This is a genomic window from Spartinivicinus poritis, assembly GCF_028858535.1.
In the GTDB taxonomy this organism is placed as follows: Bacteria; Pseudomonadota; Gammaproteobacteria; order Pseudomonadales; family Zooshikellaceae; genus Spartinivicinus; species Spartinivicinus poritis.
The window spans coordinates 1-8534 of the sequence record NZ_JAPMOU010000093.1 but is presented as its reverse complement, the minus strand read 5'-3'; the positions used below and the strand labels follow the sequence as shown (position 1 = coordinate 8534).

Annotated in this window: 7 protein-coding genes and 1 pseudogene; 2 read left to right on the top strand and 6 right to left on the bottom strand. The window is 43.6% G+C overall.

Translation table 11 applies throughout. The features are described 5' to 3' along the window. Positions 1 to 110: 110 nt before the first annotated feature. The 5 genes and pseudogenes from ORQ98_RS28135 to ORQ98_RS28115 form a co-directional block, all read right to left on the bottom strand. Positions 111 to 1037: pseudogene (locus tag ORQ98_RS28135) on the bottom strand (IS4 family transposase); the annotation flags it as partial. A gap of 54 nt (positions 1038 to 1091) precedes the next feature. Next, positions 1092 to 1265, bottom strand: coding sequence for a hypothetical protein (locus tag ORQ98_RS28130; RefSeq protein ID WP_274692159.1), 174 nt, complete (start codon positions 1263 to 1265; stop codon positions 1092 to 1094). Between the two features lie 50 nt (positions 1266 to 1315). Then, complete coding sequence (locus ORQ98_RS28125) at positions 1316 to 1699, bottom strand: type II toxin-antitoxin system VapC family toxin (protein WP_274692158.1); 384 nt, start codon at positions 1697 to 1699, stop codon at positions 1316 to 1318. Then, complete coding sequence (locus ORQ98_RS28120; RefSeq protein WP_274692157.1) at positions 1689 to 1955, bottom strand: hypothetical protein; 267 nt, start codon at positions 1953 to 1955, stop codon at positions 1689 to 1691. Before ORQ98_RS28120 ends, ORQ98_RS28125 begins: the two co-directional genes overlap by 11 nt. A gap of 170 nt (positions 1956 to 2125) precedes the next feature. Beyond that, on the bottom strand, positions 2126 to 2326 hold the full coding sequence (locus ORQ98_RS28115; RefSeq protein WP_274692156.1) for a tyrosine-type recombinase/integrase: 201 nt from the start codon (positions 2324 to 2326) through the stop codon (positions 2126 to 2128). An 892-nt stretch (positions 2327 to 3218) separates the two neighbouring features. Between ORQ98_RS28115 and ORQ98_RS28110 the strand changes: the two genes are divergently transcribed. Beyond that, entirely contained in the window at positions 3219 to 4895 is a 1677-nt protein-coding gene (locus ORQ98_RS28110; RefSeq protein ID WP_274692155.1) for a hypothetical protein, read from the top strand. A 69-nt stretch (positions 4896 to 4964) separates the two neighbouring features. On the opposite strand, the gene ORQ98_RS28105 is transcribed toward ORQ98_RS28110, so the two are convergent. Further along, positions 4965 to 7931, bottom strand: coding sequence for a Tn3 family transposase (locus ORQ98_RS28105; protein WP_274692154.1), 2967 nt, complete (start codon positions 7929 to 7931; stop codon positions 4965 to 4967). A 65-nt stretch (positions 7932 to 7996) separates the two neighbouring features. On the opposite strand from ORQ98_RS28105, the gene ORQ98_RS28100 reads away from it, so the two are divergent. Next, on the top strand, positions 7997 to 8534 hold a 538-nt coding region (locus ORQ98_RS28100), incomplete at its 3' end, for a tyrosine-type recombinase/integrase (protein WP_274692153.1).

The following is an 8534-nucleotide window of genomic DNA, read 5'->3' as shown; positions in this document are numbered from 1 at the left end:
GTTCTTTTGCTCATTCAGTTGCTCCTATTAAGGAAGTTTACATGAATGAGCAGTTACACAAAATAAGTGACACTCTCAAGGCGAGTTGCACTTATTAGTTGAATCCGCCACTTGATAAGCTTAAGTGTATTTTGCCAAATGCCTAATGTGAAACACCAGCCAAATGCTAATGCCAATACAAAAAACAACTTATCTAGTCGTTCGTGATGCTTTAGATGAGTCGCCTCTAAATTAAACCCTCGGCTTTTTAAGCAGCCAAACAACGTTTCAATCGACCATCTGACTGCATAGCGTTCAATAGCTGTTTTCGGCTGGCTATTAGTAGCAACAATCACACGCCCTTGCTTACCCATCAGGCAGGATAAAAAAACAGGAATACCCCAAATCTCTCGTTGTTTGTTTAAACTCATCCGTTCACCTTGTTGCAAACCAAACATTCGAGTAACAGGAAATTGTTGATTTCGGTGTTTATTCCACACCTGAGTATTGTTGGGAATTCTCAAACAAAATGGAATTTTCTCATCGACCAAAAACTGGAGCCAATCCTTACCTTTGAACTCTCTATCAGCCGTTAAATAAGCTATTTTTTTAGTACCAAATACATTTACAAAACGATTGATTAAAATTTTTCGCTCGTCTGTATTGGAATTACCTTTTTTGGGTAATAATACCCAAAATAAAGGTATTGCTAGTCCTGTGTGTGCAACGGCAAGCACCATAAAGTTAATTTTCAATGAACCAAATTGCCAATTAGTCCGGTCCAAACAAAGTATCCAAGCATCCTCAGGGCAAAACCACTTAGCTAGCACACGAGCGCATTGATCATAGTCCAGCGTAAACTCTCTTAAAAATCGCTGAAGCCGTTTATAATTTGATGCAGGTAAAGCCGTTCCATAAAAAACGTGTGCCACTTGAGTCAGGTTAGTCGAGCGAACTTTCACCAATGCAATAATAAATTGAGCAAGTAGTACTACTCGGGCTTGATGCCAGCCAAAAACCCCTTTAAGCTCTTTGGCCAGTGAGTTGATCTCTCTCATTTGTTGTACAATTCTTGATGGTTTGGTGACCTGAATTGTAATGACAAAGAGGGATCAATTCACCTCTAACCGATTGATTTCTCTCAATAAAGTGCTATTTTGTCCTGTACATAGCACTTCTTGCTCGGCATCAGGTGCGTTTGACGCTGTTTCAGCACAGTGTTGCATAGTATTGAGTTCGTGAGCGGCTAACTCAATAATTTGCTGTTCTAATGGTGTTATAGACATCTATGGTTCACTTCTTGTAGGTGATAAGCATACAGTTGCCGGTCGGTAGTTTATTCAGAGACGTTAAAACGTTCAAGCTGCAGGCCTGAAATAGGCTTAAAGTGTTTTATATTTGTTGTGCACAATGTGTCGTTATAGCGTATGGCTGTAGCAGCAATTAAGGCATCACCCATTTCAACACTGTGGCTAAGCGCAAACTGTTTGGTATAGCTGCGTGCATTGATGGAAATTTGCGGATCAATTTCATGAATTTTGAACTGCAGTGTTTCTAGCATTTTTTCAAACTGACGTAACTCCTGCTTATTACGACAGAATGGTACAAACTCCATATAAGTCACTGCAGAAATAGCGCGATCAGGGGTATCAACAATCACTTGTTTAGCTTTGTCATACCCACGAGCGGCATAAATCAGAATACTGGTATCAAATATCATCTAAACGCTGCCTTCTGCCTTTTCGTAATTGTCGAATTTCATCTTCAATAGATTGAGCAGAAGTGGTTTGGTCGCTGTGCATACCAAAAAATACGTCAGCGTCTCTATTAGAACTAGGTAGCTGGAGACTGGTGGTTTTAGGGTGAACGATCCCAAGTATTTCGCCATGGTACGTAATTTCGACGGATTCCCCACGCTTGAGGGCATCAATCAAGGCTTTGTGCTGGCTTTGCAGCTGTGAAGCGGTAATTTGCATCTAGTTAGTCCTTAAAGTATCTAATTCAAAATATATATTTTAGTGGTATCCATGTCAAAGCTATTTGAGGTCCGGCCGGGATTCTGACGAGATTGGCCAGATTCAGCTGTAACCTATTATTTTATCAAAGAAAAGTGGTCTAAAAATTCACCAAAAATATTTTCTATTTATTAATCATGCCAAAACGATAGAAAGCGCTCAGGGGTCAATTCTGTATATTTAACCGTATGCTGAATATTTTTATGTCCCAAATAATGCTGAATGGCTCGTGTATCATGTCCATCGTTTGCTAGTTTGAAGCCGCATGCATGACGCAACATATGAGGGTGAATAGGAAAGTTAATATCAGATAAAGCTCCAATCTGTGCCAAACGATCAAGTAATGATTAATACACAAGCTGTGTTATTTATGCTAGTGGACTCCTCCTGACAATTCTATCCTAACTACTAAGCTATCAGTTTAATCTGGCAACAGTTTTCCGGACATTCTTTTACGCAGCAAAGCGTAATGAGTTGGGGCTAAAAATGGAAGTTATTTCATGTACGTTCCTAATGCAAGGTAAACTTCTGAAGGATCATTATCGTAATGTATGCAAATATAGAAGCGGCTACCAGCAGTGACCTTGCCTCCATTAGCATAACAAATGCAAATATAGCGTATGTACCAACCTCCAGTAGGACCTTGGGTACCTACCTCACATATCAACGAGCACAAAGTTACCAGCAAGCCATGAGGAATCCAGTGCAACCGAGGGCTTCAGAAGGTCCGTCGTATCTCACGCGAGGGATGGAAGCGATTGCTGACATCATACTGTTCTATGGCACGCATCAAAGTTGGGAAAGTAAAAAAGCAACCGAACAAAACATCGCTGAAATATAGCTAGAAAATCATAAAGTGACATAGTCGATTCGCTCAATAAACAGGCTGTATCTGAGGGTAGAGGCATTCTATTTATGCCACATTATAGATTTCCAGCTATAGCTACTCGAATGGAAGAATTGGGGTGCGTGGTCACAAGAAACGGAAAACTGTGGCCAGGGGCAAACGTGAACGAAGCATCGTGCTTACGGCTGAAGGAACGTCACGAGGCACAAAAAAATAAATTAGGGTGGGATATCGCAGCGGTTACTACCAACACTTACTTGAGCGCCCTACGCGGAACTGACCTTACTCTAGGAGCCTTCAATAGCATAACGGGTGGATTAAGAACTACTGGGGTCCTTAGTCAAGGGCTAACGATCGTAAGAGGGGTAGGCGCCTGGATGGGACCAGCAGTAGGAGCTGGTACTGTCCTCGCGGGCGGGGTACTCGCGGGGTCCGGAATAAATCAACTAATAAAACTCGATCGTGATCATCCCAGGTACAAATACCAGCTGGCTTCGGGTATCAGCAACACCATAAACGGTTTGTGGACCATGGCGGCTGGCGTCGCTGGAATACTCGCCGCTCTTCCCGTGCCACTGGTGGCGCAAGCTGTGGCGGCAGTAATAGGCGTCGTCGCCGCAATCAGTAGCCTGATCAGTGGGCCGATCATCAGCGCTGTCGAAACAGTGGAGATCGTCGATAAGTTTCTTGATCTCAATGATTGGAGTCGATTCAAACTAGGGATTCGGGCTTTCTTTAGCAGTCTCGCGGGTAGTAGAGATGAGTGGGTAGAGTCGATGCAACACCGCGCGGGGCTGGCGAACATGGAACAAGAAGCTATGAGGCAGGAACTGGAAATTGCGCTTTTGACCCTGGGATCAGGTGGAAATATCAGAAGTGTGGGGATGGGCGGGTCGCTATTTCCAACAACGAAATACCGAATTCAAGCATGCAATCCTCGGTTTGGGACACCAGTGAACCGAACACCAGTACACTTGGACACATGTGTGAACCTCGAGGGTCCTCCATATACTGCAGTGGCTATGCAATCACGTGAGGATAGACCGCTGGGCGCTGCTGTGGAATATCTCAGAGCGCATAGCGACGAAATACGTGAAATAATAATAACGATGAACACGGACATAAATCCTAAAAAAATAATCTACCTAGCTCCTCAAGGAAGCCCGTGGCTAGGTAGTGACGTCGAGGGAGCTAAGGATAAAGTGGTGGTTGGTGAAGGAAGGAGTGAGCGGACCGAAAGTAATATCGATGAAGTTGCAATGCCACCGAGGAACAGGGACATGGTAATAAAAGAAGACGAGGTGGGTGGAACCACGATTAGATATATATGGAAATCGGGTGGCTCAATAATCAAATCCGAAGAGACTGCAGGTGGGACGGTCAGTACAACTAAACTAGGGTGGGTGTACAAAAGTGGAACTGCTACGGGGGGAGCTGGAACCTATCATTTAAACCTCACAGTTGACCAGGAGACATGGACGGCAGGACCACATGGGGCGCTGAACATTGTGGAACTGGGGAGAGGGAGGGACTCATGGAATAAAGGTAGTGAAGACGGTACACATATAGTGGTTGCCCGGGGCGGAGGTAAGTTTCTCATGGGGGGCAGGAATGGCATTACCAAATTTCTTTTCGAAGAAATCACTCACCCAAATGCCCTGAAACATGAAGGGTTCGCACTGCCTAGCGGTGATCTATGGGGTGCCGAGGGAACTGGTGTGAGCTACTCGCGCACCGGTACACAGGGTAGCCCAATCGTGCGAGCGAGCGATTGGGTAAGGTTGTGGGATCCACAAATAATAACTGTATCAGGGATTCACCCCGAAGACCAACTATACATACTCGACCCACTTATGATAGGAAGCAAATACGCCAATAATGTGGTTTTAAAGATCAAGGAAAAAGCCCATAAAATGCTCCTGGTATTCGCATTCAATAAAAGCCAAAATACTTTCAGCGCCACCGACGACGAAGCAATCATGACCTTAACTAATTTCACGATGGACAAAGTGAAAAGGATAGACAGCAAAAATCAACTAATACGGGAGGCGTAGCAATTGGTGGCCTCTAATCTAAGCCGGGACACCCTGTAAAATTAGGGGGGTTGCATGATTAATTCTTTATCAAAGAAAAGTGGTCTGAAAATTCATTGGCTCTATCTGTCGTCCTAAATGCAGTGAATAATCGCCAAATCGGTTTAGGTGGTAGGTTCTATAAGGGGCCAGGCCAGCCACAAGTTCAGTTGTGATATCAAATCCTTCTTTTTTCAACTCATTCAGTACCCGAGTCATGTTATTAACATTGTGCAAAATCACTAAATTAGCTACTAAGTGATTGTATTTGATTATTTTACGCTGCTCATGCTGTATATTTTCAGCAATTACACCCTCTCCTCCAAATAATAACCATTGAGCAAATTGGTTGAATTCTTCGCTTTTATTGGTTGCTGTTTGCACGGTCCTACGAAGTTCTATATCTCCAATATATTTGAGAAGAAACCGGGTTCGAATGGCTCTGCCCAATTCACGAAAAGCAAAATACAATTTATTTTTACGGCTTTTTGTACCCAGGCGCCGGAGAATTGTTGAAGGTGTAATTTCCCCAGATTTTATTGATAATGCAATACGTAGCATATCAGGCAGATGAGTCTTAATGAGACTCCAATTAATGGCCTCACCAAATAACCTATCAATATGTTTATAATTGATACCCCGCTGCGGCCGGTAAAATATTAATTTTTTTGGTTTGCGGATCCTTGGCATGAGATTAATACCTAGCAAGTGGGCAAGCCCAAAAACAGGGGTACTTTGTGCTTGGGTATCACCATGCACGGTATTTGGCTGGATATCTGATTCATTCTTTATCAAACCATCAAGGATATAAATGGCTTCATAAACCCCGCAAGAAATAAAGTGACTAAACAAGGCAATATACATATCAGAGACATGGTAATAACCAATTCCCCCATAGCCACCATAGCGAATGTGATATTCTGATAGCAGGTTTTGCTCATACAGATTCCACTTAGTTCCATCTGCTGAAACATGCTTGCCAGAGCCCCAAGATTTAGGTAAACGAAACTTGTTGTAAGCATTAATTACTGCTTGGATAGCCTTATCCAAGCGCTCTTCAGTGATATGATGCAAATTCATCCAAGCTACTTGCTTCCGACTCAGCTCCTCAATGGAACGAGCAGTTTGCTCTGGCCCAAGGTTACATCCATAACAAAATAAGGTGGCAATGAAGCGTTTTTGCGGCTCCTTAAGCTTAGTGTCAAATCCAGTCACTGGACCAAATTTTTTATGCAAGCTTAACCAGCTCTCTGCTTCAATCATAACATCTAAGATATTTTGCTCTGGCAAGCGCTCCGTGATTGCCTGGTCAAGTTTCTTGAGTGAGATCGGCTCAGCGGTTTTTTCATGTTTGTGTATGATCAGTCCATTATCATCAATATCTACATACTCATTCTCTGGAAACTGCTGGTCAACTGCCGTCGCCATATTGGCTAACTCGCTCTGGAGTGTCTCCACGAAGCCGTTGGGATCTTGTGGGATTTCAAGTAGGGTACAGTAATCACTGATCTGCTCTTCATACTCTGGCCAAGTAATGAGCTGATCTCGATAATCATTATATTCATCGCTATGTTCAACAAATAAGTCTCCTGTCTTAAGCTCTGTTACTACTTGTGATAACACACATATCTCGAAATATTTTCGATTTAATTCTGTAATTTCTACGGTAGCGGAAGACTTGCTAATGACCATCTTTTTCCACTTTTCCGGTAACCAATGTAAAGAAAGCCCCTCAGATAGCGGTAATATGGCTTTTCGACTATGGCGATGGTCTTTTACAAAGTGGCAGGCTTCTACCAAGGATTGGTCGCTGGATGATGACTGAATATTTAATAATTCGAGGCAGTTAAGCAGTAATGGGCGTTGTGCTTGGAAAGAACTCAACATAAAAGGGATATAGTTATCACCTGCATAGGTCATATGTTGGTCGCACTCTGCCATCAGATTTTCTGGACTATCAGTAAGCACCTTATTAATGCCTCCTACACGCTCTGCATCTGACTCACCATCGTTGAAGGCATGTAACATTTTACGAAACTGCTCAATGAGCGTGTCGACTGCCTTGGTCCGCTGCAGATGGTAATTCTCTAAGCGTTGTTTGGCATTATTGTGCAAAGTGGCCATTTTCCTGGTTAAAATGGTCACTGCATTGTCCATTGCTCGGCGGAGTTGTACATGAAACATCATGGCAGCCAGTGCATACCGTTTTGAAGGTTTCATACGCTTCAAGTCAGCAGCATCAAAGGTACGAGCCTCTAAAACAAACTGTCGCCATTTGGCAGCAGCAATAAAACTCATATCAGGGAGCTTTTCTACCCATTGTTTTAGCCAAGTCAAATGGTTGAGATAGGCGCGGACTTGTTTGTTGGTGGGCTTCTTTGGCTCACATTTAAGACGTTGCCAACCGCTTTCGGAGGCATCAGGATCCACGACCAACAGTTGATCCAAGGCATTTTTGATGTCAGTGCTTAACTGACTGGTTATCGCCTGGTAAATCTGCGTATTGGCATAGGCCCGTGCACTACGGGCAGTGCGCAATAACTTAGTAAATCCAGGTAACTCGAAACGTTGGCGTATCAGCTCCTCAATAGCTACATTTATTATATCCACCAACTCCTGCATAGTTTGAGCTGCTATTGCTGTAGACTCAGCCACTACCTCAGTACCACCATCTTCAAATGGCTTGATTTTGAGTCGGCTCCGAACTAGATGACGTAAGCGGTGACGAGTACCTGCTCGATCTAAGTTTCGTAGTTGGGTTTTGCTGACTCCTTTGATGTGTGCATGTTGAGCAATGTGGGAGCGGATTGTTGTGGGTATCTCCGTCAATTGGGTGAAATAACCAAGCCGCTGCACAACTTTTAGCTGCAGAAGTAAGGCTAGGCGTTCAGCTTGATTTCCAGAGTGGCGTCGAGCAAATGCCAACTCATTATCCGTTGGGGTGTAGATTTCTGATAGCTCAGTATCGGTTAAATTGGATTTAAAGCGAGGATAGGCGGTTTCGTGTTCGGCACTCATAAGGTAGCTGTGGACTTCTAACTTTCCTATTTATGGCCCTAAGTGGGAAAGTATACTATTGTTATATGAGTAAAAATGAGGGCTCCATGGCAACTTCAACCAAACGACTAAATATCGTAAACGGGAAAGTTAAACGAAAAGCTTACTCCAGTTGTCGCCCACGAGAGTATTTAACTGATCATGAAGTAGCTGGATTAATAAGAGTTGCCCGCAAACGAGGCCGCTATGGACACCGTGATGCCACAATGATTTTACTCGCTTACCGGCATGGACTTCGTGCTGCTGAGTTATGTGATTTACGATGGGATCAAATCAGTCTTGATCAGGGGTTAATTCATATTCATCGCCTAAAACAAGGGGTGCCTAGTGTGCACCCTTTGAGAGGACCAGAGCTTCGAGCTTTACGTAAACTTCAGAGAGAGTCAGCCCAGTCACCCTATGTATTTGTGACTGAACGTGCTGGACCTATGACCACTTCCTGTTTCAGGAAATTGATTTCCAGAATTGGAGCTTTATCTGATATTAGCTTTCCTATTCACCCTCATATGTTGCGTCATGCATGCGGCTTCAAACTAGCAAACGATGGACATGATACACGAGCCA